The organism is Sphingobium indicum B90A, from assembly GCF_000264945.2.
GTDB lineage: Bacteria > Pseudomonadota > Alphaproteobacteria > Sphingomonadales > Sphingomonadaceae > Sphingobium > Sphingobium indicum.
This window is the reverse complement of sequence record NZ_CP013070.1, coordinates 1,828,009-1,853,504: the sequence shown is the minus strand read 5'-3', so window position 1 is coordinate 1,853,504 and position 25,496 is coordinate 1,828,009. Positions and strand designations below refer to the sequence as shown.

General features: G+C 65.6%; 26 protein-coding genes. 12 read left to right on the top strand and 14 right to left on the bottom strand.

Going from position 1 to position 25,496, the window contains the following annotated elements:
* The first annotated feature begins 109 nt into the window (after window positions 1-109).
* Both SIDU_RS09075 and SIDU_RS09070 read left to right on the top strand, forming a co-directional pair.
* Complete coding sequence (locus SIDU_RS09075; protein WP_233431807.1) at window positions 110-2,614, top strand: TonB-dependent receptor plug domain-containing protein; 2,505 nt, start codon at window positions 110-112, stop codon at window positions 2,612-2,614.
* A gap of 99 nt (window positions 2,615-2,713) precedes the next feature.
* Window positions 2,714-3,238 carry a GNAT family N-acetyltransferase gene (locus SIDU_RS09070; RefSeq protein ID WP_025771694.1) on the top strand — a complete coding sequence of 175 codons (525 nt, stop codon included), beginning with the start codon at window positions 2,714-2,716 and terminating at the stop codon, window positions 3,236-3,238.
* On the opposite strand, the gene SIDU_RS09065 is transcribed toward SIDU_RS09070, so the two are convergent.
* The 4 genes from SIDU_RS09065 to rph all read right to left on the bottom strand — a co-directional run bounded on the left by SIDU_RS09065 (window position 3,222) and on the right by rph (window position 6,806).
* A complete protein-coding gene (locus SIDU_RS09065) occupies window positions 3,222-4,529 on the bottom strand; it encodes an MFS transporter (RefSeq protein ID WP_007687152.1) in 1,308 nt (435 codons plus the stop codon). The genes SIDU_RS09070 and SIDU_RS09065 overlap by 17 nt on opposite strands.
* On the bottom strand, window positions 4,529-5,326 hold the full coding sequence (locus SIDU_RS09060) for a TrmH family RNA methyltransferase (RefSeq protein WP_007687154.1): 798 nt from the start codon (window positions 5,324-5,326) through the stop codon (window positions 4,529-4,531). The genes SIDU_RS09065 and SIDU_RS09060 overlap by 1 nt, the downstream gene beginning before the upstream one ends.
* Before the next feature lie 85 nt (window positions 5,327-5,411).
* On the bottom strand, window positions 5,412-6,041 hold the full coding sequence (gene rdgB / locus SIDU_RS09055; RefSeq protein WP_007687157.1) for an RdgB/HAM1 family non-canonical purine NTP pyrophosphatase: 630 nt from the start codon (window positions 6,039-6,041) through the stop codon (window positions 5,412-5,414).
* Between the two features lie 48 nt (window positions 6,042-6,089).
* Window positions 6,090-6,806 carry a ribonuclease PH gene (gene rph, locus SIDU_RS09050; protein ID WP_007687158.1) on the bottom strand — a complete coding sequence of 239 codons (717 nt, stop codon included), beginning with the start codon at window positions 6,804-6,806 and terminating at the stop codon, window positions 6,090-6,092.
* Between the two features lie 96 nt (window positions 6,807-6,902).
* On the opposite strand from rph, the gene SIDU_RS09045 reads away from it, so the two are divergent.
* The 3 genes from SIDU_RS09045 to grpE are packed head-to-tail and all read left to right on the top strand — an operon-like array spanning window position 6,903 to window position 9,057.
* Window positions 6,903-7,418 carry a DUF6438 domain-containing protein gene (locus tag SIDU_RS09045; RefSeq protein ID WP_007687160.1) on the top strand — a complete coding sequence of 172 codons (516 nt, stop codon included), beginning with the start codon at window positions 6,903-6,905 and terminating at the stop codon, window positions 7,416-7,418.
* 44 nt (window positions 7,419-7,462) lie between these two features.
* The gene (hrcA, locus tag SIDU_RS09040; protein ID WP_007687163.1) at window positions 7,463-8,506 is read left to right on the top strand and encodes a heat-inducible transcriptional repressor HrcA; all 1,044 of its coding nucleotides are present in this window, start codon (window positions 7,463-7,465) and stop codon (window positions 8,504-8,506) included.
* Window positions 8,503-9,057, top strand: coding sequence for a nucleotide exchange factor GrpE (grpE, locus tag SIDU_RS09035; RefSeq protein ID WP_007687165.1), 555 nt, complete (start codon window positions 8,503-8,505; stop codon window positions 9,055-9,057). Before hrcA ends, grpE begins: the two co-directional genes overlap by 4 nt.
* Window positions 9,058-9,490: 433 nt before the next feature.
* Here grpE and SIDU_RS09030 read toward each other — a convergent pair whose 3' ends face one another.
* The gene (locus SIDU_RS09030; RefSeq protein WP_007687169.1) at window positions 9,491-10,822 is read right to left on the bottom strand and encodes a methyl-accepting chemotaxis protein; all 1,332 of its coding nucleotides are present in this window, start codon (window positions 10,820-10,822) and stop codon (window positions 9,491-9,493) included.
* Between the two features lie 337 nt (window positions 10,823-11,159).
* Between SIDU_RS09030 and sdhC the strand changes: the two genes are divergently transcribed.
* Genes sdhC through sdhA form a run of 3 tightly spaced genes read left to right on the top strand, consistent with a single transcriptional unit; the run spans window position 11,160 to window position 13,695 of the window.
* Window positions 11,160-11,492, top strand: a complete 333-nt coding sequence (sdhC, locus tag SIDU_RS09025) for a succinate dehydrogenase, cytochrome b556 subunit (RefSeq protein ID WP_409349292.1) — start codon at window positions 11,160-11,162, stop codon at window positions 11,490-11,492.
* Window positions 11,492-11,881 (top strand): succinate dehydrogenase, hydrophobic membrane anchor protein, encoded by a 390-nt coding sequence (sdhD, locus tag SIDU_RS09020; protein ID WP_007687171.1) that lies wholly within the window; start codon window positions 11,492-11,494, stop codon window positions 11,879-11,881. The genes sdhC and sdhD overlap by 1 nt, the downstream gene beginning before the upstream one ends.
* Entirely contained in the window at window positions 11,881-13,695 is a 1,815-nt protein-coding gene (gene sdhA / locus SIDU_RS09015; RefSeq protein ID WP_007687172.1) for a succinate dehydrogenase flavoprotein subunit, read from the top strand. Before sdhD ends, sdhA begins: the two co-directional genes overlap by 1 nt.
* Before the next feature lie 409 nt (window positions 13,696-14,104).
* Here sdhA and SIDU_RS09010 read toward each other — a convergent pair whose 3' ends face one another.
* The 7 genes from SIDU_RS09010 to SIDU_RS08980 form a co-directional block, all read right to left on the bottom strand.
* Window positions 14,105-15,100, bottom strand: coding sequence for a sensor domain-containing diguanylate cyclase (locus SIDU_RS09010; protein WP_007687174.1), 996 nt, complete (start codon window positions 15,098-15,100; stop codon window positions 14,105-14,107).
* Window positions 15,101-15,219: 119 nt separating this feature from the next.
* Complete coding sequence (locus SIDU_RS09005; protein ID WP_007687175.1) at window positions 15,220-15,492, bottom strand: HPr family phosphocarrier protein; 273 nt, start codon at window positions 15,490-15,492, stop codon at window positions 15,220-15,222.
* A complete protein-coding gene (locus tag SIDU_RS09000) occupies window positions 15,489-15,893 on the bottom strand; it encodes a PTS sugar transporter subunit IIA (protein WP_007687176.1) in 405 nt (134 codons plus the stop codon). Before SIDU_RS09000 ends, SIDU_RS09005 begins: the two co-directional genes overlap by 4 nt.
* A 32-nt stretch (window positions 15,894-15,925) precedes the next feature.
* Window positions 15,926-16,858 (bottom strand): RNase adapter RapZ, encoded by a 933-nt coding sequence (rapZ, locus tag SIDU_RS08995; protein ID WP_007687177.1) that lies wholly within the window; start codon window positions 16,856-16,858, stop codon window positions 15,926-15,928.
* On the bottom strand, window positions 16,855-17,304 hold the full coding sequence (locus tag SIDU_RS08990) for an HPr kinase/phosphorylase (protein ID WP_007687178.1): 450 nt from the start codon (window positions 17,302-17,304) through the stop codon (window positions 16,855-16,857). Before SIDU_RS08990 ends, rapZ begins: the two co-directional genes overlap by 4 nt.
* Before the next feature lie 251 nt (window positions 17,305-17,555).
* Window positions 17,556-19,151: a sensor histidine kinase gene (locus SIDU_RS08985; RefSeq protein WP_007687179.1), complete on the bottom strand. Its 1,596-nt coding sequence runs from the start codon at window positions 19,149-19,151 to the stop codon at window positions 17,556-17,558.
* Window positions 19,117-19,824, bottom strand: a complete 708-nt coding sequence (locus SIDU_RS08980) for a response regulator transcription factor (RefSeq protein ID WP_007687180.1) — start codon at window positions 19,822-19,824, stop codon at window positions 19,117-19,119. The genes SIDU_RS08985 and SIDU_RS08980 overlap by 35 nt, the downstream gene beginning before the upstream one ends.
* Before the next feature lie 289 nt (window positions 19,825-20,113).
* Here SIDU_RS08980 and SIDU_RS08975 point away from each other — a divergent pair, with 289 nt between their 5' ends.
* The 3 genes from SIDU_RS08975 to SIDU_RS08960 all read left to right on the top strand — a co-directional run bounded on the left by SIDU_RS08975 (window position 20,114) and on the right by SIDU_RS08960 (window position 23,470).
* On the top strand, window positions 20,114-21,709 hold the full coding sequence (locus SIDU_RS08975; protein WP_007687181.1) for a phosphoenolpyruvate carboxykinase: 1,596 nt from the start codon (window positions 20,114-20,116) through the stop codon (window positions 21,707-21,709).
* 115 nt (window positions 21,710-21,824) lie between these two features.
* The gene (locus tag SIDU_RS08970; protein ID WP_007687182.1) at window positions 21,825-22,136 is read left to right on the top strand and encodes a hypothetical protein; all 312 of its coding nucleotides are present in this window, start codon (window positions 21,825-21,827) and stop codon (window positions 22,134-22,136) included.
* Between the two features lie 518 nt (window positions 22,137-22,654).
* On the top strand, window positions 22,655-23,470 hold the full coding sequence (locus SIDU_RS08960; protein ID WP_007687185.1) for a ferredoxin--NADP reductase: 816 nt from the start codon (window positions 22,655-22,657) through the stop codon (window positions 23,468-23,470).
* 239 nt (window positions 23,471-23,709) lie between these two features.
* Here the strand turns inward: SIDU_RS08960 and SIDU_RS08955 are convergent, their stop codons facing one another.
* Together SIDU_RS08955 and SIDU_RS08950 are read right to left on the bottom strand one after the other, a co-directional pair.
* Window positions 23,710-24,087 (bottom strand): response regulator, encoded by a 378-nt coding sequence (locus SIDU_RS08955; RefSeq protein WP_007687187.1) that lies wholly within the window; start codon window positions 24,085-24,087, stop codon window positions 23,710-23,712.
* 363 nt (window positions 24,088-24,450) lie between these two features.
* Window positions 24,451-24,945: a hypothetical protein gene (locus SIDU_RS08950; protein ID WP_007687189.1), complete on the bottom strand. Its 495-nt coding sequence runs from the start codon at window positions 24,943-24,945 to the stop codon at window positions 24,451-24,453.
* A 264-nt stretch (window positions 24,946-25,209) separates the two neighbouring features.
* On the opposite strand from SIDU_RS08950, the gene SIDU_RS08945 reads away from it, so the two are divergent.
* Window positions 25,210-25,491: a hypothetical protein gene (locus tag SIDU_RS08945; RefSeq protein WP_007687191.1), complete on the top strand. Its 282-nt coding sequence runs from the start codon at window positions 25,210-25,212 to the stop codon at window positions 25,489-25,491.
* The last annotated feature ends 5 nt before the right edge of the window (window positions 25,492-25,496 follow it).

The following is a 25,496-nucleotide window of genomic DNA, read 5'->3' as shown; positions in this document are numbered from 1 at the left end:
TTTTATTTCTCGTACGGCGATGATTATCGCGCTATCGTCTCCAACGACTATTCTGGCTCAGACGACGGATCCGCAAGCAGCCTCTGCCACCGATGGCGCTGCGATCATCGTGACCGGCACCCGCCTCACCGGCATGCGAGCGGTCGATAGTCCTGCTCCGATCCAGCTTTTGAGCGCGGATACGTTGCAACGCACGGGGTCTCCGGACCTGATGCAGAGCCTGGCGCAACAGCTTCCCTCGGTTCAGGCGCAATCCTTCGGCGGTGACCTTCAGGCGCATAATCTGCAGATGAAGCTGCGCGGCCTGAGCCCGAACCACACGCTGATCCTGGTCAACGGCAAGCGCCGCCATGGCACGGCCAACGTTTCGGTCGCGGGCGGGCCCTACGGCGGCAGCGCCGCGCCGGACATCAGCTTCATCCTGCCCGAATCGATCGAGCGCGTCGAAGTGCTGCAGGACGGCGCGGCGGCGCAATATGGCACGGACGCCATCGCGGGCGTCATCAACTTCCTCCAGAAGAAGGCCGACCATGGCGGCTCGATCAATGCCACCGGCGGCGAATATTATGACCAGGGCGGCAAGACCTACGCGATTGGCGGCAATATCGGTCTCGCCCCTTTCGAGGGCGCTTATCTCAACATCTCCGCGCAGAAGAAGCACAAGGGGTTCAGTTTCCGCGGCGACATCAATCCGCAGGCGATCCGGTTGTCCTCGACCTACCCGGAAATCAAGAATCTGCCCGGTTATCCCTATACCAACCGGATCATCGGCGATCCGCACATCGACCAGACGGTCGTGAACTACAATGCCGGCTATGAATTCGGCGATTATGAAATCTACAGCTTCGGCAGCTACGGCCACAAGAAGGCGGCCGCCTATGAAAATACCCGGCCGCCGACGACCGTCGTCAGCGCCAGCGGCGTGCCCTATTATGCCGGGGGATTCCAGCCGCAGGAGCGGATCGACGAAACCGATTATTCGGTGACCGGCGGCTTCCGCGGCACGGTTGGCGACACGACCTTCGACCTGGCCTCCACCTACGGCAAGGATGTGGTAGAGGTCTATGTCTACCATTCGGCCAACGCCCAGCTTTACGCCGATACCGGCTTCACGCCCGAAACCTTCCACAATGGCGATTTCTTCAACACCCAGTGGAGCAACACGCTCGACCTGACGCATGCGCTGGACGTTGGCCTTTCGGAACCGATCAACATCGCGGCTGGCCTGGAATTTCGGCACGAGACCTACGGAATCCGCGCCGGCGATCCGGCCTCCTATTATGGCGGCGGTGCGCAGTCCTTCTTCGGCTACAGCCCCAATGACGCGGGCAAGTATAAGCGGGACAATTTCTCGCAATATCTGGACATCAGCCTAAAGCCGCTGGAAAACTGGCTGGTGGATGGCGCGGTCCGTCACGAACATTATAGCGACTTCGGTGACACGACCGTCTTCAAGCTGACCACCCGCTACGACTTTTCCGATGCCTTTGCGCTGCGCGGCACGGTCAGCACGGGCTTCCGTGCGCCGACTCTGGCGGAAGGCGGCTATTCGGGCCTGAACGTGGGCCCCGGCTTCATCGGCGGCGTGCTGCCGCCCGCTTCGGCCGCGGCAGGAGCGTTGGGCTTCGGCGGTCTCAAGCCTGAAAAGTCCACCAACTTCAGCCTGGGCACGGTGTTCAATCCCACGCGGAACTTCACCCTCACGCTGGACGCCTATCAGATCACGATCCGCAACCGCATCATGACCTCGACGGCCTTCTCCGGTTTCACCGGCAATCGCTGCCCGGCGGGCTATGCCGGCAGCAACGCGGCGGCCTGTCTGCCCTTCGATGCGGACCAATATGCCATTTACAACCAGCTCGCGGTGCTGAGCGCGGTGAATGCGGCGCTGGGCGGCAGCAGCACGGTGACCGACTGGCGGACGGCGGATGCCATCCCGGCCTATGTGCTGTTCGCGGACAATGGCATCGATCGCAACACCGAAGGCGGCGTGTCGGTGCAGAGCTTTGTCAATGGCGTGAAGATGCGGACTCGCGGCATCGATCTGGTGGCGAGCTACCTCACGGAGCTGGGCGATATGGGCAAGCTCGACCTGACGCTCACCGCCAATTACAATCAGAACAAGGTGCTGGGCATCAATCCGCTGCCCTCCGCGCTCTATTCCAGCACGATCAATCCGGAGCTTACGCGCCTGATCGACGCGACGAGCGAGGTGGAACTGGAGCATAGCACGCCGCGCTTCCGGGGCACGTTCAACGCCTTCTGGACCTGGGGCAAGTTCACGGCGAACCTGCGCGAAAGCTATTATTCGCAGGTCTACACGCTGGAAACGGCGCGTAGCGGTCCGGATGCGGGCAATCTGATCAAGGTGCCGGTCAAGGAGGCGTTCATCACCGACCTCGAACTGGGCTATCAGATCGCCAAGCCGATCAAGATTTCCGTCGGCGCAAACAATCTGTTCAACAAATATCCGACGCAGCGGTCCAAGGAGTTCATCCGCAACACGGAGCTGGCCAATCAGGAGCGTGGCTATTCGACGAGCAAATATCCGACCTTCTCGCCCTATGGCATCAACGGCGGCTATTATTATGCGCGCGTGAACGTGACTTTCTAAAGAACATGGGCGGGCCGTTCGGTCTGCCCTTTTCGACCGGAAAGGCGGCGAACGGCAGCGGTCCGTCGCCGCCTTTTCTTCCATCTGGTACGTAAGCCCATGCCGCTTCTTCATCGTCTCGCCGTTCCGGCCGATGAACCATCCCTTGTCCATGTGATGACCCTGGCCATCGACCGCCTGCAATCCGGCTTCCTGACGCCTGAGCAGGTGAAGACCAGCCATGGCTTCATGGGGCTGGACAGCCGGTTGATCGCGGACGGCACTTATTTCGTGATCGAGGATCGGGGGGAGATTGCCGGGTGCGGCGGGTGGAGCCGGCGCGCCACGGCCTATGGCGGCGACCATAGCGCGGGGCGGGACGACCGGCTGCTCGATCCGGCGGCGGAGGCCGCCAGGGTGCGGGCCATGTACACCCATCCCGATCATGTGCGGAAGGGCGTGGGCACGATGATCCTCTCGCTCTGCGAAGCGGCGGCGCGGGCGGAGGGCTTTGCGGCGCTGGAGCTTTCCGCCACCATGGCGGGGGTGCCGCTCTATCGCAGCTTCGGCTTTGCCGACGTGCGGGCGTTCGAGGATAGCGGCGTGCCGCTGATCCTGATGCGCAAGCCTATTTCCGACTCGTGAACCACAGGCCGATCAGGCTGAGCGCCGCCGCCGCCGACATGTAGAGGCCGACCAGTTCCACGCCCTGCACCTGGATCAGCCAGGTCGCGACGATGGGCGCCATCGCGCCGCCGATGATCCCGCCCAGGTTGAAGGCGAAGGATGCGCCGGTATAGCGCAACTGCACCGGGAAGAGATGCGGCAGATAGGCGCCCAGCGGGCCGTAGACGAAGCCCATCAGGAGCAGGGCGAGGCTGAGGATCAGGAAGATCGGCAGCAACTGCCCGGTGCCCATGGCGGGGCCGAAGATGACGCCCATCGCCACCGTGCCGATGCAGCCCGCGACCAGCACGCGGGTGGGGCTGCTCCTGTCCGCCCACCAGCCCGCGATGACGATGCTGAGCGCCATGAACAGGATCGCGCCCAACTGGATGGCGAGGAAGGTTTCGCGGTCGATCTTGAGCGTCGTGGTGCCGTAGCCGAGCGCGAAGGCGGTCGCGATATAATAGACGGCGAAGCAGGCGGCGCAGGCGAAGGTGCCCGCGACGGCCGCGCCCAGATGGCTCTGGAGCAGCGTGGCGAGCGGCACGGCGGGCGGCGGGGCTTCGGCGCGGGCGGCGGCGAATTCGGGCGTTTCGGTGAGCTTCAGGCGAATCCACAGGCCCAGCAGCACCAGCACCGCGCTGCCCAGGAAGGGCAGGCGCCAGCCCCAGGCGAAGAAATCATCGTCGGTGAGGAAGGTGCCCAGGACCAGGAACAGCCCGTTGGCGGCGATGAAGCCGACCGGGGCGCCCAATTGCGGGAACATGCCGAAACGGGCGCGCCAGCCCGGCGGGGCGTTCTCCACCGCCAGCAGCGCCGCGCCGCCCCATTCGCCGCCCAGCCCCAGGCCCTGGCCGAAGCGCAGCAGGCAGAGGATCAGCGGCGCCCACCAGCCGATGCTTTGATAGGTGGGCAGGAAGCCGATGGCGAGCGTCGACCCCCCCATCAGCATCAGCGACGTCACCAGCGTCGCCTTCCGCCCGATGCGGTCGCCATAATGGCCGAACACCGCCGCGCCGAGCGGCCGGGCGAAGAAGGCGAGGGCCAGGCTGCCATAGGCCGCCAGCAACTGCGCGGAGGGGGAGGAGGCGGGGAAGAAGAGCGGGCCGAAGACCAGGCTGGCGGCGGTGGCGTAGATATAGAAGTCGTAGAATTCCACCGCCGTGCCGATCAGGCTGGCCGCCAGCACCCGCTTGTGCCGCAGCATCGCGCCGATCCCGCCCATCTCCTCCGAAGTCGCTTCCGCCACCTGCGCCGCCCCCGTCGCCATCATTTCGCTCTTTTCTGGTTCAGCAATTCATAGGCCATGACCGCGCAGGCCACCGCCGCGTTCAGGCTGTCCGCCTTGCCCAGCATCGGCATCTTCACCAGCAGGTCGCATTCCGCCTCATAGCTTTCGGGCAGGCCCTGCGCCTCATTGCCGACCAGCAGGAAGCTGGGGCTTTGGTAGCGCGGTTCCTGATAGTCGCGCGTGGCCTTCAGGCTGGTGCCGATCAGTTCGCCCGGTCCTTCGCGCAGCCAGTGCATGAATTCGCCCCAGCGCGCCTGGGTGATGGACTGGGTGAAAAGGGCGCCCATGCTGGCCCGCACGGATTCGACGGAGAAGGGGTCGACGCAATCGTCGATCAGGATCAGCCCGCCCGCGCCCACGGCGTCGCCGGTGCGCAATATGGTGCCCAGATTGCCGGGATCGCGCAGCGACTGGGCGACGATCCAGATGTCGGCCTTGCCCCGATCAAGCTTCGCCAGCGGGGTCAGCCGGTCGCGATAGACGCCGACCACCGCTTGCGGATTGTCCTTGCCGCTGATCTTGGAGAGGATGTCGGGCGTGGTTTCGATGACGTCGCCGCCCGCCGCCTCCATCGCCGCGATCAGCTCGGCGGCCAGGGGATGGGTGGAGCCGGCGTGGAACAGCATTTCCGGCAGCACGCCTTCCTCGCGCGCTTCGGTCAGGATGCGCAGCCCTTCGGCCAGGAAGAGGCCCTCCGCCTTGCGGAATTTCTTTTCGCGCAGGGAGCGGACGCGCTTCACCAGCGGGTTGGAAAATCCGGTGATCTCTCGCGCCACGATCCTGTCTCTTGCCCTTTTCGAAGGTCCGCCGAAACGGCCTCTCTATAGGGGGAGCGCGGAAAAGGGTAGGGGGCTTGGCCGTTCAGAAAACCGCCGCCACCAACTGCGCGAACGCGTCGGCGCGGTGGCTCATGCCATGCTTTTTTTCCGGGTCCATCTCGCCGAAGCTGATGTCGTGGCCATGCGGCTGGAAGATCGGATCATAGCCGAAACCCCGGTCCCCGCGCGGCGGCCAGATGATGGTGCCGTCGACGCGGCCCTCGAACGCCTCCACATGGCCGTCGGGCCAGGCGAGGGCAAGCGCGCAGATGAAATGCGCGCCGTGGCCCGCTTCCGGCCCCTTCGCCTGGATATTGTCCCAGACCAGCCGCATGGCGATGCCGAAATCCTTGGTCGGGCCGGCCCAACGAGCGGAGAAGATGCCCGGATCGCCGTTCAGCGCCTCCACGCACAGGCCGCTGTCGTCGGCCAGCGCGGGAAGGCCGGAAAGGTCGGCCGCCTGCATCGCCTTCAACTCCGCATTGGCGATGAAGGTCGTGCCGGTCTCCTCCGGTTCGGGCAGGTCCAGCGCGGCTGCGGACACCGTCTCTATGCCATAGGGCGCCAGCAATTCGCCGATTTCCCGCACCTTGCCGGGATTGTGGCTGGCGATCACCAGTCGTCCCGGACCCAGCTTGCGGATCGCCTGTTCCTGCCCGAAATCGTCACTCATCCTGTCGTCCCCTATCGTCGCCCGCGCTGAAACGAGCGGAAGGAAGGATTATCTCCCGGTCGCCTTGTCCTGCGCCGCGAAAATCTGCGCGCAACCGATGCGGGCGAGGCGCAGCAGGCGCAGCAGTTCCTCCTCGTCATAGGTCGCGCCCTCGGCGGTCGCCTGCACCTCCGCGAACTTGCCGTCCCCCGTCAGGATCAGATTGGCGTCCGCCTCGGCATTGCTGTCCTCGGCATAGTCGAGGTCCAGCACCGGCGTGCCATTATAGATGCCGCAGCTTATCGCCGCGACCTTCTGCACGATGGGGTCTTCGGCCAACGCGCCAGACGCCAGCAGCCCGTCGATGGCGATGCGCAGCGCCACCCAGCTTCCCGAAATGGCGGCGGTGCGGGTGCCGCCATCGGCCTGGATCACGTCGCAGTCGACGACGATCTGCCGCTCGCCCAGTTTCTGGAGGTCGACCACGGCGCGCAGCGAGCGGCCGATCAGGCGCTGGATTTCCTGGGTGCGGCCCGACTGCTTGCCCTTCGCGGCCTCCCGGCTGCCGCGGGTGTGGGTGGCGCGGGGCAGCATGCCATATTCCGCCGTGACCCAGCCCGATCCCTTGCCGCGCAGGAAGGGCGGCACCTTTTCCTCGATGGAGGCGGTGCACAGCACGCGCGTGTCGCCGAAGCTGACCAGGCAACTGCCCTCGGCATGGATGGTGAAGCCGGGTTCCATGGTGATGTCGCGCATCTGGTCGGGCGCGCGGCCGGAAGGACGCATAAATATTCTACTCCGAAGCGTTGTGTCGAGCGGGCTTAGCGTCGGGCGGCCCATCATGCCAGTGGCGATGCAGCCGAAAGATGCTAGAGAGCGGCTATGCGGACGAAAGCATTATCGATCTTGGCGGCCCTCGCCCTGTTGGGCGGCTGCGCCATGGAACAGGCGGAGCTGGAAAAGCCGACCCTGGCCGGCGACACGATCAGGTTTTCCGCCGGTCCCTGCTTCGGCGCCTGCCCCAGCTACAGCCTGCGCGTGACGCCGGACGGGTCCGGCCTGATCGAGCCGCAGCGCTTCACCGCCATTCCCGGCCCGACCCGCTTCACCGTGACGCCGGCGCAATATCGCCGCTTCCGCGCCGCGCTGGCGCAGTTCCGGCCCGCGCAGGGGACGGTCCGGCGAATCGGCCAGGGGGAAAATTGCGTCCGCTTCGCCACCGACATGCCCGGCTATGTGATCGAATGGACCCGCGGAGAGGCGCCGCCCACCCGGCTGGAGTTCCAGTCGGGCTGCATGGACGCGGGCTATGGCAAGCTGCGCGCCGCCATAGCGTCGATCCCCAGGATGCTCGATGTTGCCGCCATGGTGAAGCCGACGGCGGCGAAGGGCCGGTGACGGACGGGCTTGAGCCGCAACCGATGCTTGCCTAGATAAAGGCCATGGCGGTCACCCCGATCACCGAACTGAACGAACGCGCGCGTGACGTTTTCCGTCTGGTGGTCGAGAGCTATCTCGGCACCGGGCTGCCCGTGGGTTCGCGCACGATCAGCAAGATGGCGTCGCTCAGCCTGTCGCCCGCCTCCATCCGCAATGTGATGCAGGATCTGGAGGAACTGGGCCTGCTCGCCGCGCCGCATACCTCCGCCGGCCGTATGCCGACCGAAACGGGTCTGCGGCTGTTCGTCGACGGCATGATGCAGGCGGCGGAACCCTCGGTCGAGGAACGGCGCGCGATCGAGGCCGGGATCAGCGAAGGCGGTCCGATCGAGGAGGCGCTGTCGGCCGCGACCGCCGCCCTGTCCGGGCTTTCGGCCTGCGCCGGCATCGTGATGGTGCCCAAGCGGGAGCCGGTGCTGCGGCAGTTCGGCTTCGTGCCGCTGAACGAGCGGCAGGCGCTGGCGGTGCTGGTGGGGCAGGACGGTTCCATCGAAAATCGCGTCGTCGACCTTCCCGTCGGCGTCACGCCGATGATGCTGAACGAGGCCGCCAACTTCATGTCGGCGCGCTTCGGCGGCATGACGCTGGCGCAGGCGGGCGACGCCCTGCGGCGCGAGGTGGAGGGAGACCGCAGCGCGCTTCAGGGCGCGGCGCGGGAATTGGTGGCGCGGGGCATCGCCCTCTGGTCGCAGGATGCCGACGACCGCCCGGTGCTGATCGTGCGCGGCCAGGCGCACCTGCTGGACGACGGCACCGCCGCCGACCTGGAGCGGGTGCGGCAATTGCTGGAACAGCTTGAAGGCAAGCAGGAGATTTCCCGGCTGCTGGAAAGCGCGCTGGCGGGCAGCGCGACCAAAATCTTCATCGGTTCGGAAAACAAGCTCTTTTCCCTGTCCGGTTCTTCGGTCATAGCCGCCCCCTACCGGAGCGGTGACGGCCGGGTGGTGGGCGTGGTCGGGGTAATCGGCCCGACGCGCTTGAACTATGCGCGGGTGATCCCCATGGTGGACTTCACCGCACAGACGCTGTCGAGATTGATGAGATGAGCGAAGACAAGCAGAATATCGAGAATACCGAGGTCGTGGACGAACTGCCCGAGGATACCGCGCCGGCAGGCGACGCGGCGGCGGAGCGGATCGCGAGCCTTGAAAACGAACTGGCCACCGCCAGGCAGGACGTGCTCTACGCCCATGCCGAAACGCAGAATGTGCGGCGGCGGCTGGAAAAGGAACTGGCCGACGCGCGCGCCTATGCCGCGACGGCCTTTGCCCGCGACATGCTGTCGGTGGCGGACAATCTGGGCCGCGCGCTCCAGGCGATCCCCGCCGACCTGCGCGAGGACGAGAAGTTCAAGGGCCTGGTCGCCGGGCTGGAAGCCACCGGGCGGGAACTGGAGGCTGTGTTCGGCCGCAACGGCATCGAGAAGCTGGTGTCGGTCGGCCAGCCGCTCGATCCCAACAAGCATCAGGCGATGATGGAAGTGCCCTCCGCCGATGCCGAGCCGGGGACGGTGCTGGTGGAGATGCAGGCGGGCTATACGATCAAGGATCGGTTGCTGCGTCCCGCGCTGGTGAGCGTGGCGAAGAAGCCCGACTGATCGGTCGCGCCGGGGGGTGGCCCGACGGTCGTCCTGAGTGGCGTGGACAATTCGGAACGTCGGGAAATTGGCTAATCCAGGACATTCCCCCTCCCGCAAGCGGGAGGGGTTAGGGGTGGGCGCGAGCGGAGCGAGCTTCCGGGGTAGCCGTTGAAAGCCGCCGCTGATGTCGCGCCAGCCCACCCCCTGGCCCCCTCCCGCCTGCGGGAGGGGGAATAACGGCTCCCCGCCCCAAAACACTCAGTTCGGCGAGTCTTGAATTTCTCCGCGCTGCCTGGACGCTCACGAGCCACTCGTTTCGCTTGAGCGCCTGCGCATCGAGCGGCAGGAGGACGCCGATGGCGAGCGCTTAAGGCAGGCGGCGGCGGATCATCCGGACCACTTCGCCTTCGGGAGAGCGGCGGGCGGTTCCGTCCCGTCGGCCGCCCGCCCTTCAGGCGACTTGCCGTCCTAAGTCGGAGGATGCGGCGCGCAGGCTGGACAGCTTGCCCTCCACGCTCATGAAGCCGCGTTCCAACTGGTCGATTTCAGAAGCCACCACTTCGGTATCCTGGCGGATCGCGCTGATGGTCGAGGACATGGAGTCGGCGGCAAGGGCGGTTTCGTCGACCGCCGCGGTGATCATCGTCACCGTCTGCGCCTGCGCGTCCATGGCGTGGCGGATGCGTTCGGCGCTGGCCTGAACCTCTCCCACCGTGTCGCGGATGCGCTCGTTGGTCTCCACCGACTGGCGGGTCGAGGCCTGGATGTCGGCGATCTTGCCCGCGATTTCGTCCGTGGCGCGGGCGGTCTGGTTGGCCAGGCTCTTGACCTCCTGCGCCACCACCGCGAAGCCGCGCCCGGCATCGCCGGCGCGGGCAGCCTCGATCGTGGCGTTGAGCGCGAGCAGGTTGGTCTGCCCGGCAATGTCGCGGATCAGGCCCAGGATCGATTCGATCGATTTCGCATGGTCCGACAGGGTGGTGGACATGGCGACGGCATCGCCCGACTGGCGAGCGGCGCGCTGGGCGACGCCGGCGGCGCTCTCCACCTCCGTCCGGGCATCCTCTATGGCGCGGATCAGTCCGGCGGAGGTGCGGGCGGCTTCGCGCATGGCAAGGGCGGATTGTTCGGCGGCGGCGGCGACTTCCGACGCCTTGCCCAGCATGCCGCGGGTCGCGGCCGACGCGTCCTTCGCCTGCTCGCGCAACGATTCGCCCAGTTGCGACGCGCCGTCAATCTCTCCCATGATCCGCTGTTCGAACATTGTGCCGAAGCGCTGGCGTTCGTTGCGCTGCGCCTCCGCCTCGTCGCCGGCGACGACATTGGCTATCAGCCCGGCATCGACCATGCTGACCTGCATCATGACATGCACCAGTTGACGGCGGCTCGCGTCATCCTCCGCGCGTTGCCAGATAAGGTCGACCAGCTTTTCATTGGCGATGGCGACCGGCATCAGCACCGCGCGCAGCGGAGAGCCGTGCTTGCGCGCATGGCGCACGCAGGAAATAGAGGAGAAAGCCCATTCCCCCGATTCGTAATAGCCCAGTTTCTGGCGCACATATTCATGCGCCTCCGTCTCGATCTTGGCGAGCGTGGCGGGGCTGAGCTTTTGCCGCAGCCCGGTCTGTTCGAGATAGGCGTCGAAGAAGGTGCGCGCCGCCATGCCGGCCTGATCGCCCAACAGATCGCGAATCTGGCGCAGGCCGCGCGCCAACTCGCCATGGGGATCGACCTCGCTTATCATGGCGAGCAGGGCGTTCTTGGGCGTGGCGGCGGAATTCATGTGCGGCAAAACCCCTGAATTGGTCTGATTGTCCCGACGGGCTATAGGGCCATTTGGTTAATCACTTCTTAGGGCCGACCCATATTCCGCGCTGGAGGAACGGCCATGTCCCGCATGAAGCGGCGCAAGGCCGGCATTCACGTCCCTGAACGATGAAATTCATTATCGCTTGTGGAACGATCCGCGATCACGCGGTCAGGGCGACTTGCCCTATCGACATATCGCTCCTAAGGGGACGGGACTCGAGGGACAACATCAGGGATGTAGGGAAGATATGGCGCGAACCACGAGCCGGCCGCTCTCGCCGCATTTGACGATCTGGAAATGGGGGCCAGCCATGGCCGTCTCCATCATGCACCGCGTGACCGGCAACGGTATGGCGACGGCAGGGGCCTTGGGCCTGGTCTGGTGGCTGATGGCCGCCGCCATGGGGCCGGAGGCCTATGCGATCTTCGTCGCATGCGCGACATCGCCTATCGGCTATCTGGTGATGGCGGGGCTTAGCTGGTTCTTCTTCCAGCATCTCTGCTCCGGATTGCGCCATCTCGTGCTCGACATGGGCGCGGGCTATGAACTGAAGAGCAACAAGAGCTGGTCGCTGCTGACCTTCGCCCTGTCGACGCTCCTCACCATCGGCTTCTGGGCCGCCATCTGCACGGGGAAATTCTGATGGGTACGGGAACCGGGATCGGCCGCGTCCGCGGTCTTGGATCGGCCAGGCATGGCGCGCATCACTGGCTGGCGCAGCGCTATACCGCCATTGGCAATCTGCTGCTGGTGCTGTGGCTGCTGTTCAGCCTGATCGCCCTGCCGGGCCTCGATTATCAGAGCGTCGTGGGCTGGATCGCCAATCCGCTGGTGGCGGTGCCGCTGATGCTGATGATCGTCAGCATCTTCTGGCACCTGCGCCTGGGGATGCAGGTGATGCTGGAGGATTATGTCCATGACAAGGGCCTGGCCTTCCTCTCCATGCTGCTGCTGAACTTCTATGCCTTTGGCGGCGCGGCCGCGGGCGTCTTCGCGATCGCCAAGATCGCCTTCACGGGGATCGTCAAATAATGAGCGAAGCCTACAAGATCATCGATCATACCTATGACACGGTCGTCGTGGGCGCCGGCGGCTCCGGCCTCCGCGCCACCATGGGCAGCGCGGAGGCGGGCCTCAAGACCGCCTGCATCACCAAGCTGTTCCCGACCCGCAGCCACACCGTGGCGGCGCAGGGCGGCATCGCGGCGAGCCTGGGCAATAATTCGCCCGACCACTGGACCTGGCACATGTACGACACCGTCAAGGGGTCGGACTGGCTGGGCGACCAGGACGCGATCGAATATATGGTGCGCGAGGCGCCCGCCGCCGTGATCGAGCTGGAACATGCGGGCGTGCCGTTCAGCCGGAACGACAACGGCACCATCTACCAGCGTCCGTTCGGCGGCCACATGCAGAATATGGGCGCCGGCCCGCCGGTGCAGCGCACCTGCGCCGCCGCCGACCGCACCGGCCACGCCATGCTGCATGCTCTGTACCAGCAGAGCCTGAAATATGACGCGGACTTCTACATCGAATATTTCGCCATCGACCTCATCATGGAAGACGGCCCGAACGGCAAGGAATGCCGCGGCGTCATCGCCATCTGCATGGAGGATGGCTCGATCCACCGCTTCCGCAGCCATGCCGTGGTGCTGGCGACCGGCGGCTATGGCCGCGCCTATTTCTCCGCCACCTCGGCGCATAGCTGCACCGGCGACGGCGGCGGCATGGTGCTGCGCGCCGGGCTGCCGCTCCAGGACCTGGAGTTCGTGCAGTTCCACCCCACCGGAATCTACGGCGCGGGCGTGCTCATCACGGAGGGCGCGCGCGGCGAGGGCGGCTATCTGACCAATTCCGAAGGCGAGCGCTTCATGGAGCGTTATGCCCCCTCGGCCAAGGACCTGGCGTCGCGCGACGTCGTGTCCCGCTCCATGGCGATGGAAATGCGCGAAGGGCGCGGCGTGGGTCCGAACAAGGACCATATCTACCTGCACCTCGACCATATCGATCCCAAGGTGCTGGCGGAGCGCCTGCCGGGCATCACCGAGAGCGGCAAGATCTTCGCGGGCGTCGACCTGACCCGCCAGCCGCTGCCGGTGACGCCGACCGTCCACTATAATATGGGCGGCATCCCCTGCAATTATCATGGGCAGGTGGTGACCAAGGTCGGCGACGATCCGGAAGTGGTGGTGCCGGGCCTCTATGCGGTCGGCGAAGCGGCCTGCGTGTCGGTCCATGGCGCGAACCGCCTGGGTTCCAACTCGCTGATCGACCTTGTCGTGTTCGGCCGCGCCACCGGCCTGCACCTCAAGGAAACGCTGAAGCCGAACGCCAGCCATCGTCCGCTGCCCAAGGATGCGGCAGACCTGGCGCTGGGTCGCCTGGATCACTATCGCAACGCCAAGGGCGGATCGCCGACGGCGAAGATCCGGCTGGAAATGCAGCACACCATGCAGAAGCATGCCGCCGTGTTCCGCGACAGCGCCCTGCTGGCCGAGGGCGTCACCAAGATGGCGCAGGTCAACCAGAGCCTGACCGATGTCGGCGTGTCGGATCGCTCGCTGATCTGGAACACCGACCTCATCGAGACGCTGGAACTGGACAATCTGATGTCCCAGGCGGTCTGCACCATGGTCAGCGCGGAAAACCGCAAGGAAAGCCGCGGCGCCCACGCGCATGAGGACTTCCCGAACCGCGACGACAATGAGTGGATGAAGCACACCGTAAGCTGGTTCGACGGCTGGGGCGGAAAGGGCGGCAAGGTGACGCTCGATTACCGTCCGGTGCACGACTATACGCTCACGGACGAGGCGGAATATATCAAGCCCAAGGCGCGCGTTTACTAAGGCCGCTTGGACAATTCGGGATGGCGGGGAATGGCCAGTGGCGGTCATTACCCCACCGTCACCCCGGACTTGATCCGGGGTCCCGCTTTTCTTGTAAAGCAGCGCCTCGACCAAGGCAGCGGGACCCCGGGTCAAGCCCGGGGTGACGAATAGGGGAATGACGGCTCCTCACCCAAATCAGTCTGGCGAGGCTTGAATTTGTCCACGCTGTTTAAGGGCAGGTTTCGATCGCTTCGAAATCGCTCCGCGAAGCGCGGTCTGGCCGAAACGGGAGAGGGCGGGCTGCGAGGCTCGCCTTTTTTCTTGAGGGCGGTATCGCGTCAGGCGATTGGCCGCTTGCGGCGGGCATCTTCTACTGGGGACGGGCGCATCGCCGCCCATCCTTATCCCGTCGCATTCGGTTTGCGCCTCATGCCGCGTGGAATGCGCCGTGCCGCGCGACCGCGACGCGGTTGCGGCCGGAGCGTTTGGCTTCGTAGAGCGCCATGTCCGCCACCGCCAGCCAGCTTTCGCCGGTCGGCCAGTCGCCGCGCAGTTCGGCCACGCCGAAGCTGACCGTCACGCGCAGCGGCGGCGGGCCGGGGATTTCGGCCGCGGCAATCGCCTCGCAGAAACGTTGCGCCGCGCTGGCGGCGTCTTCCTCGGCGGTTTCGGGCAGCAATATGCCGAATTCCTCGCCGCCAAGCCGTCCCAGCGAATCGCTGGGCCGTTGCAGGCTGGTGCAGAGCCGGGCGATGCCCCGGATCACCTGGTCGCCCGCCGGATGGCCATGGGTGTCGTTGATCCGCTTGAAATGATCGATGTCGAACAGCAGCAGGCTGGCGGGCCGCTGATGCCGTTCGAACAGGGCGATGGCGCGGTTCATTTCGATGAGGAAGGCGCGGCGGGTCAGCGCGCCGGTCAGATGATCGCGTTCGGCGATGCGGCGCAGTTCCAACTGTTCGACCACCAGCGCGGCCAGATTCTTGAGGATGGCGATCTGGCCGGGGTCGAATTCCCGCGGCACGGTGTCGATGGCGCAGAGCGAGCCGATATTATAGCCGTCCGGCGTCTCCAGCGGGATGCCCGCATAGCTGCGGATATTGGGATCGCCCATGACGAGCGGATTGTCGCGGAAGCGGGCGTCCTCCTGCGCGTCGGTGACGACCATCGGCGCCCGCTGGCGGATGGTGTGGTCGCAAAAGGCGATGTCGCGGGAGGTTTCGCCGGCATCCAGACCGGCCCGCGACTTGAACCATTGCCGTCCGGCGTCGACCAGCGAGATGGCGGAAATCGGCACGCCCAAAATGCTGCGGACCAGATCGGTGATGCGGTCGAAGGAGGGTTCCCTTGGCGTGTCTAGAACGTCGTAGCGTTCCAGCGCGGCCATGCGCGCCGGTTCGTCGGTCAGCTTGGGATCGAGCATTGCCAATGCACCTCAATGGCCGGCGCAGCCGGTCCTGCGGCCCGCGACTCTCGTTGAACCTTTATCTCACGATAATGGCTTGGCGATGTTTAACAAAGACTTGGCGGGCACGACCCGCCTCATTCCTCGCCGAACTTGTCCTCGACCAGCGTCACCAGCTTGCCCAGCGAATCGGCCGCCTCCGGGCCGGTGGCGCTGATCGTGATGCTGTCGCCCATCGCCGCGCCCAGCATCATCAGCCCCATGATGGAGGTTCCGGTGACTTCGCTGCCGTCCTTGCGCACGGTGATCTGCGCGGGCAGGCCGCTGGCCAGGGTCACGAATTTCGCGCTGGCGCGGGCGTGGAGGCCCCGCCGGTTGCTGATCCTGACTTCCCGGCTGATTTCGCTCATGTGGTGCTGCCCAACAGTTCCGATGCAACGCTGATATATTTCTGGCCCGCCTCCCGCGCCGCGGCCACGGCCTGGCGCACGTCCATGACCTTGCGCGCGCTTTCCAGGCGGATCAGCATGGGCAGGTTGATGCCCGCGATCACCTCTATCTCGCCCGCCTTCAGCAGGGAGATGGCCAGGTTCGACGGGGTGCCGCCGAACAGGTCGGTCAGCAGGATCACGCCCGACCCGTCATTGACGCGCGCGACCGCGTCCGCAATGTCGGCGCGGCGCATCTCCATGTCGTCCTCCGGCCCGATGCAGATGGTCTCGATCTGCTGCTGCGGACCGACCACATGTTCCATCGCGACGACGAATTCCGTCGCCAGCGCCCCATGGGTGACGAGTACCAGTCCAATCATCTTGCTTACGTGGCCCACCTGTTCTTCATGGATTACGCTTTCGGGCCTCCCGGTGCGCGCTTCTCCAGGGCGTCCTGGGGCGCTGATTCCATATTGCGGTGCGAGACCGTGGGCGAAAAGCCCGCATCTTGCAAGTCTCTGGCGATGCGTTCGGCGACATGGACCGACCGATGGCGGCCCCCGGTGCAGCCGAACGCCACGGTAATGTAGCTTTTCCCGCCCTCCGCATAGCGGGGCAGCAGCAGCGTCAGCAATTGTTCGATCCGCTGGACGGCCTCCTCATAGGCGGGGTCCGCCATGACATAGGCGGCGACGTCGGGGTCCAGGCCGGTCTTGGGCCGCAGCGCCTCCTCCCAATGCGGGTTGCGCAGGAAGCGCATGTCGAACACCAGGTCGGCGTTCAGCGGCACGCCCCGCGAATAGCCGAAGGACATGATCGTCAGCACCGGGTCCGACAGCCCCTCGCGGGAGAAGCGGTTGCGGATTTCCTGCTGCAAGCCGTTGCTGGTGAGGCTGCTGGTGTCGATCACCTGATTGGCCCAGCGGCGCAGCGGTTCGGTCAGTTCCCGTTCGCGGGCGATGCCGTGGCGGGCGGGGCGGTCGGTCGCCAGCGGGTGGCGGCGGCGCGTCTCGGCGAAGCGGCGCTCCAGCTCGGCGCCGGAGCAGTCGAGGAACAGCGTCTCGACATCATGGCCGTGGCGGGAGCGCAGCGCCTTGATCCGCTGGACGATGGCGGCGGCGTCGAAGCCCCTGGTCCGCGCATCGATGCCCAGCGCCAGCGGACGGTCCGTCCCCTCCTCATGCCCCTCCGGCAGGGGGGTGTCGAGCAGCCGGTCGAGCAGCACCAGCGGCAGATTGTCGACCACTTCCCAGCCCATGTCCTCCAGCGTCTTGAGCGCGGTGGTCTTGCCCGCGCCCGACAGGCCGGAAACGAGCAATATGGTCTTCGGCGTTTCGAAACTCACGATGGGCTCGCGCTCTTCAGGCCCATGTTCCTGACTGCGAGTTCCACCTTGATCGGGGCGGACGCTTCGAACGGGGCGAGGCGGACGACGGGGATGTCGACGCCCGCGATCGATCGTTGCACGGTTTGCGGCGGCATGCGCTCCACCGCGTCGCTCAGGTCGACGGCCAGGGCGACGGGGGCGTTGTCCGCATGGGGCATGTCGACCAGGCCCAGGCCGCGCACCTCCATCATCCCGGCGATCCGGTCGGGGGCGCGGGCGAACAGGCGGCCCTCAATCTCCAGCAGGCGGGTATAATCGTCGCTGACCAGCACCGCGCCGCGATCGATCAAGCGCAGCGCCAGGTCGGACTTGCCCATGCCGCTGGGGCCGCAGAGCAGCACGGCCCGGCCGTCAATCGCCACGCTGGTCGCATGCAGGGTTTCGCAAGAGGGTGTCGACGCCATATCGCCTTATCGCTTTGACGTCATATTAGCCCGTCTTGGCGCTGGGGGAAATCGAATTAACCGAGGGGGTTCCCATTATGGTGCGGTTATCAAATCCTCCCTACGCGGAGCGTGGGGAGGGGGACCATGCGAAGCATGGTGGAGGGGAAATTCGGAGGTCGTGCCCCATTCCCCTCCACCACGCTTCGCGCGGTCCCCCTCCCCATCTCCCGATGGGGAGGATTTGGAGAGGTTTGCTTTTTACCGCCGCCTTATTCCGAAACGATGCCCGGATCGCGTTCCACCGCCATGGGCAGGCGCATGATGAAGCAGGCGCCGCTTTGCGCGTCCTGGCGGTCGGCGATGCTGATCTTGCCCTGGTGCCCCTCCACGATGGAGCGGGCGATGGCGAGGCCCAGGCCGCTATGCTTGCCGAACGCCTCGCTTTCCGGGCGGACGCTGTGGAAGCGGCGGAAGACATGTTCGCGTTCGGATTGCGGGACGCCGGGGCCTTCGTCCTCCACGCTGACCAGAACTTCATTGTCCGCCACCGTCGCGACGATCTGGACCAGCCCGCCGTCGGGGGAGAAGGAGATCGCATTGTCGATGAGGTTGTCGAGCACGCGGACGATCCGCTGTTCCTCGCCCAGCACCACGGCAACGTTCCGGCGCGGGCGGGCGAAGGCCAGGCGGACGCCGCGGGGCACGCCGCGGGCTTCGCGGGCGACCACCATCCGCTCGATCAGCAGGCCCAGGTCGATCGGCTCGAACCGGGTGCGCGACAATTGGGCGTCGATGCGGGACGCCTCCGCAATGTCCGTGACCAGCCGGTCCAGCCGCCGCACATCGTCCTGCGCGATGGCCATCAACTGGGCGCGCAGTTCCGGCTTGTCCACCCGGTCCAGCGCGTCCAGCGCGGAACGCAGCGAGGCGATGGGGTTCTTGAGTTCATGGCTGACGTCGGCGGCGAAGGCGTCCGTCGCGTCGATCCGCTGGCGCAGCGCATGGCTCATGTCGGACAGGGCGCGGGCCAGCATTCCGATCTCGTCGCGCCGGTCGGGCAGGCGGGGCACGGTGACTTCGCGGGCGCGGCCGAGGCGCACGCGCACCGCGGCGCGGGCGAGGCGCTGGAGCGGCTGCACGATGGTTCGCGCCAGGAACAGCGAGAGCAGCACCGACGCCAGCACCGCCGCCGCCAGCACCATGCCCAGGCGGAAGCGTTCGGCCCGGACGATGCGGGTGATGTCGCGGGCGTTTTCGGTCGCCAGCAGGCCGGTGCCGTCCTTCACGTTGACGGCGGCGGAGATCATGAAGGTGCGGTCGGGCGCATAGCGGTTCGCCGCCTGGGTCCGGCCGCTTTTCCGCGCCACCACCATTTCAGGCCAGGCCTGCGCCCGGTCGACCGCCGGCTCCTCGAAATTGGGCGGCCGGTCGGCGGAGACGATGCGGTCGATCACCTTGTCGAGGAAGCGGGCGACATGGCGCTGCCATCCCTCCTCGGCGGGCAGGCGCAGGCGATAGCGCGGGGCGTTCATGGCGAAGCTGTCGGCGATCAGCCGCCCCTCGGCATCATAGCGGCGGACGCGGTCGCCGGTCTGCCGGGCATAGGCGGCGATCAGCGCGTCCTGCCGGTCCGCAGGCGCATTTTCCAGGCCGATGGCCAGCAGCTTCAATTCGCGGGCCGACTGTTGCAGCCGGTCGTCGACGATGCGCGTGCGGTAGCTGTCCAGGTAGAAGAAGCCGCCCGCCAGCAGCGCCAGCGCGAACACGTTGACCGCCAGGATGCGGGGGGTCAGGCTGATCCGGCCGGACCAGCTCCACCCCGCGCCCGCGTCATGCTTCTTCGGAGAAACGATAGCCGGCGCCATAGAGGGTGTCGATTGCGTTGAATTCGGGGTCGACTTCGCGGAACTTGCGGCGAAGGCGCTTGATGTGGCTGTCGATGGTGCGGTCGTCGACATAGACGTCGTCCTGATAGGCCGCGTCCATCAACTGGTTGCGGTTCTTGACCACGCCGGGGCGGGCGGCGAGCGTTTCCAGGATCAGGAATTCGGTGACGGTCAGCGTCACGTCCAGGCCCATCCATTTGACGCGGTGGCGGGCCGGGTCCATCTCCAGCCGTCCGCGCACTATGGGTTCGGCGACCGGCTCGTCGGGCGCGGCATCCGCCTTGCTGACCTCCGCCCGGCGCAGGATGGCCCGGATGCGCGCGATCAGCAGCCGCTGGGAAAAGGGCTTGCTGATATAATCGTCCGCCCCCATGGCCAGGCCCAGCGCCTCGTCCAGCTCATCGGCCTTGGACGTCAGGAAGATGACCGGCATATGGCTCTTTTCCCGCAGCCGCCGCAGCAGTTCCAGCCCGTCCATGCGCGGCATCTTGATGTCGAACACGGCAAGGTCGGCGGGATTTTCGATCAGCGCCTTCAGCGCCGCCTCCGGATCGGAATAGAGGCGCGTCAGAAACCCCTCCGTCTGCAATGCGATGGAGACGGAGGTCAGTATATTCTTGTCATCGTCCACCAGAGCGATGGTTGCGGTCATGCTGTGTCCCGAAAAATCGTCGGCAATGGGAATGCCCCTGCGTTAGACGAAGGCGGCTGCCCCCGCAAGGAAGGTCCGGCGGCGGGTTATGCGGTGTAGCCGTGGGAATTCGGGATAAACGCAGCAGTTGCGGAGTTTTCCGGGGTTTGACGCGCCTTATGCAAAGGCTTATGCCCGATGCGTCTGCAGCAGACGGTGCCAGCGGCCTGAAGATCGCGGCGTCGGGAGGCGGACCGGCCGTAAGCATATAACATGGCGGCCGGAGATAATGATATTCAGGAGTAAAGGCGTGCAGGCCAAATCCCCTTTCACCCTCGATCAGCAGGGTATTTCCACCAGCGCTGATCAATATTGGAATCTGGGCACCGCGCCGCTGGTCGAAGCCGCGCTTGCCAATGGCGAAGGCATTTTGGCCAAGGACGGCCCGCTGGTCGTCAAGACCGGCAAGCATACCGGCCGGTCGGCGAGCGACAAGTTCATCGTCCGGGACGCGGAAACCGAATCCACCGTCTGGTGGGGCAAGACCAACGTGCCCATGACGCCGGAGCATTTTGCGGCGCTGAAGGCCGATTTCTTCGCCGCGCTGGGGCAGAAGGACAAGCTCTACATCGCCGACCTGTTCGGCGGATCGCAGCCCGAACATCGCGTCAACGTGCGCGTCATCAACGAATTCGCCTGGCACAACCTGTTCATCCGCACGCTGCTGGTCCGTCCGGGCGCGGAGGAGCTGGCCGGCTTCACCCCCGAATATACGATCATCGACCTGCCGACCTTCCAGGCCGATCCGGCCCGCCACGGCAGCCGCAGCGAAACCGTCATCGCGGTCAACTTCACCGAGAAGCTGATCCTGATCGGCGGCACGCGCTATGCCGGCGAGATGAAGAAATCCGTCTTCGGCATCCTCAACTATCTGCTGCCCACCCGCGGCGTGATGCCGATGCACTGTTCGGCCAATATCGGCCCCGATGGCGACACCGCCGTCTTCTTCGGCCTGTCGGGCACGGGCAAGACCACCCTGTCGGCCGACGCCAGCCGCACCCTGATCGGCGATGACGAGCATGGCTGGTCGGACACGGCGGTCTTCAATTTCGAGGGCGGCTGCTACGCCAAGATGATCAACCTGTCGGCCGAGGCCGAGCCGGAGATCTTCGCCACCACCAAGCGGTTCGGCACGGTGCTGGAAAATGTCGTGATCGACGAGGAAACCCGCGAGATCGACCTGGACGACAACAGCCTGGCCGAAAACAGCCGCGGTTCCTACCCGATCGACTTCATCCCGAACGCGTCGGAGAAGAATCTGGGGCCGGTGCCGAAGAACATCATCTTCCTGACCGCCGATGCCTATGGCGTGCTGCCGCCGATCGCGCGGCTGACGCCGGAACAGGCCATGTATCACTTCCTTTCGGGCTATACGGCGCGGGTCGCCGGGACCGAGATCGGCGTGACGGAGCCGACGGCCACCTTCTCGACCTGCTTCGGCGCGCCCTTCATGCCGCGCCATCCCTCCGTCTACGGCAATCTGCTGAAGGAACGGATCAACAAGGGCGGCGTGACCTGCTGGCTGGTCAACACCGGCTGGACCGGCGGCAAATATGGCGTCGGCAAGCGGATGCCGATCAAGGTGACTCGCGCCCTGCTGAACGCCGCGCTGGACGGCAGCCTCAACAATGCCGAATTCCGCGTCGATCCGAATTTCGGTTTCCAGGTGCCGGTATCGGTGCCGGGCGTGGATTCGACCATCCTCGATCCGCGCGCGACCTGGGACGACAAGGCGGCCTATGACGAAACCGCCGGCAAGCTGGTCAAGCAGTTCGTCGACAATTTCGCCCAGTTCGAGGACCATGTCGACGCATCGGTGCGCGAGGCGGCCCTGACCGCCGCCTGACGCCAAGGCAATCCGCGAGGAAAGGGGGCCGGAGGAGCGATCCTCCGGCCTCTTTCGCTTCCTGTCGGCGGGGCGGGATGCTATCCTGCATCAAATCATTGGCGGGATATGTCCTATGTTTGACGATTTGCTGAGAAATCTGGGCGGCCTGGAAGCGGTCGCCGCGAAGATCGGCCTTCAGCCCGAACAGATGCAGGCGCTGATGAGCGAGATCGGCGGCAAGATCGCGGCGGGCGAGACCGACGTCGCCGCGCTGGCGACCACGGCGGCCGAACATGGCGTGTCGGCGGACAAGTTGCAGGAACTGTTCGCGCAGTTCGGCGGGCCTGAGGCCATATTATCCAGGATCGGCGGCCTGTTCGACAGGGACGGCGACGGCAATCCGCTCAACGAACTGGGCGGGCTGGCGAAGGGATTGTTCGGCTGATCTCCGTCATCCCAGCTTTCGCTGGGATGACCTGTTTGGCAGGAATAGCCGGGCATACCCCCGATGGGGTATGCTTTTGGATAGGGAAGCGGTTATGAACTTGCGCGGGGACGGGCGTGTCGGCGCTCCGGAGCAAGGGAAATCATCATGGTGGGGGTCATGCTGCGCGGCAGCGCCGTCATTGCGGCGATCTTGAGCGGCAATGCGCAGGGACACAGCTCATTCGGGCCAAGCGAATGGATGCAGGACGGCGCCTGCATGCCCGCCTATCGGGCCTTGCATGCGTCCCGGCCGCGCAATCTGCCCTGCTGCGTTCCGGCGCGGCGGGCGGCGCCGCTCCCTTGCCCCCGGTCCTGATGCCGGCGCGGATGATCGCCAGCTTTCGCGCCGACAAGTTTTTTTCGCCTTGCCTTGGAACGTCCCAGGGGGCATTCGCGCTGCATAGCTTATTGCGAAGCCCACGCAACTGACGCTCCTACCAGGCGACAGTCGCCCTGGATTTGGCAGGGGAAAAGGTTTTGAACGACGTGACGATCGAAAAGCCGGTGCTGGAACCGACCGGCGCGCTATCCGTGGAAACCGTGCTGTCGGTGCGGCATTGGAACGAACATCTTTTCAGCTTCCGCATCACGCGGCCGGCCAGCTTCCGCTTCCGGTCGGGCGAGTTCGTGATGATCGGGTTGCAGGGCGACAATGGCAAGCCGCTGCTGCGCGCCTATTCGGTCGCCAGCCCCGCCTGGGACGAGGAACTGGAGTTCCTGTCGATCAAGGTGCAGGACGGGCCGCTGACGTCGAAGCTGCAACTGATCCAGCCGGGCGACCAGATCTATCTGGGCCGCAAGCCCACCGGCACGCTGGTGACGGACGCGCTGCTGCCGGGCAGGCGGCTGTTCATGCTGTCGACCGGCACGGGGCTGGCGCCTTTCCTCAGCCTGGCGCGCGATCCGGATGTCTATGAGTTCTACGAGCAGGTCGTGGTGGTGCATTCCGTCCGCCGGGTGAGCGACCTCGCCTTCCAGGACGAACTGTCGGGCAAGCTGGCGGACGATCCGCTGGTGGCGGAACAGGCGGCTAGCCAGTTCCATTATGTGCCGACCGTGACCCGCGAGCCGTTCCGCAACAATGTCCGCATCGACAAGCTGGTCGAAAGCGGGGCGCTGTTCGAGGGCATTCCGGGCGAAGCCAGGTTCAACCCGGAAACCGACCGGATCATGATGTGCGGCAGCATGGAGATGATCAAGCAGTTCGGCGCCTATTTCGAGGAACAGGGCTTTGCCGAGGGTTCCAACGCCGCGCCGGGCGCCTATGTGATCGAGCGTGCCTTCGTAGGCTGATCGTCCGAGGGATCGACGGGGGCAAGCGCCAACAGGTGACGCCGTCCTTGAAGACCATCAGGGCCAGGGTGGTGCGCTGAACGGGGGCCGAACCGCCGGTGCAGCATTTGCCTGCAGTCGGTCCGGACGGCGGCATCGACGCTCCGGTCGCCGCAAAGGCGGGCGCGGCAAGAGCGTGGCGCGCCCGCAAGTCTGGAGCAGGCAGCGGATTTCGGAGCAGCCGCGCCGTCGGATCGCAATCAGCGGGATGGGGGGAGGAGCGATTTCAGCGCGCTTCGCAACCGATCCGGCCTGAAGGGCTTTACTAGGCGCGGCACATTCGCGAAGCGGGCGGGGATGGCCCAGCCGTCATAGCCGGTGGCGAAGGCGAAGGGGATGCGCTGCGCCGCCAGCGCGTCGGCGACAGGAAACGCCATGTCGCCGCACAGGTTGACGTCCAGCACGGCAAGGTCGATCCGCGTTCCCGACTCGATCAGCGACAGCGCGTCCGCAACGCGGGGCACCGGGCCAAGGATCACGGCATTGTCCTGCGTCAGCGCCTCGGCAAGGTCGGTGGCGATGAGATATTCATCCTCCGCGATCAATATGCGGCAATCCTGCAATGCAGCTTCCGTCATCTTCCACCGCCTTCATCCCGCAGCGGGACATGGCCCGGCAATCCCCCGCGCAGCAGGGAACGCCGGGGACTCGACTTCGTCGAGCAGCCTGGCGCGGACCTGCGCCACAGCTTGTGCCTTCTTGCCCATGATCTTCCCTGTTGCGCCATCATGGTAACGCGCCCGCAGGGGAATCGGGCCTAAAATAAGTCGCTTGCCCTGAACTTTTTTCCGGACGGCTTCATTGCTCCCTTGGAAAAGCGAAGCCTGCCCGACAGGGACATCAATGCGGCCGGGGCATTGGCCAGGCGAGTGGATGCCCGAATGGCTGTGCCGTCCATGGCGACAAGGCCGAAATCGACGAACCGCCGGACTCCGGAACGGTCAATCGTCGGTTTCCGCGACGCCGTTGCGATTGTCGTCCTCGCCGACGGAGCGGCCGCCCAGATGGCCGGTGCCGTGATAGCCGATCTCCGTCTGGCCGCCATGGCCCATGCGGCTGCCGAAGTCGTTTTTCGACTTCCTGCGTCCATGCGGATAGGGCGCGCCGGCGCTTTGCCCGCCCGGACTGGCGGCCGACATGTCAAGATCGCTGACGCCGTCGGGATGGGATCGCTTGCCGCCATCCTGCGGCTGCATGCTCCTGTCCTCGCCTTCGTCGTCATCGGCAGGCGCCATGTCCGCGCCGCCCGCCTCCACGAAGGCGGTGCCGGATATGTCCTCAACCTCCGCCCGCACGCCTTTGATGTGGCGGCGCCTATGCGCCTTGCCGGCAGGCTCGTCGGCGGCGCGTTCGCCGCGCCAGCCCTGTTCGGGCGGGGCGGCATCGTCCTTGATGGGCGATCCTTGCCCTTGCAGAAATGCGTTGCGCTCGTTCATCGCGATTCTTCCCGAAAATATCTTCTCTCCGTCACCAACGTCCCGCGTCGCGGGGCGATCCGCATGGCGGGCTAAACTGGATCAGTTTCCGGCGGCCTTTCCCCTGTTGCGGCGGATGCCGATCCCGAAGGGCGAGTTTTCGGAAGAACCCGGCGGGAATATCCTGGATCGGTTGGCTGTAAACTGAATTATCGCTCCATCGCGGATCGCGGAACGCTTGCTGCCGGCGCGGCTTAACTGCCCTTGTTCGATGTGGGAGCAGTCATGGCCAGGGCGAATAGAAGCATCGGGGCAAGGGTTCGACTGCTCGTCGGCGCGGCCATCGAGACGGCGGGGATCGCCGCGCTGTGCATCCTGGCCCATGCCTGGCTGACCGGCGCGTCGCTTCGCCCGGAGGCTGTCATGGCCGCGATGCTGGGCGCGGGCGCCATCGTCCTGATCGCAGGGAGCGTGATCGCCTGCGTCGTTCCCATCCTGCACGGCGATTTCAAACAAGGTCAGCCGCGAATTCGCGGCAGTCGTTTTTCATCCGGCAATGGAGCCTGAGGAGA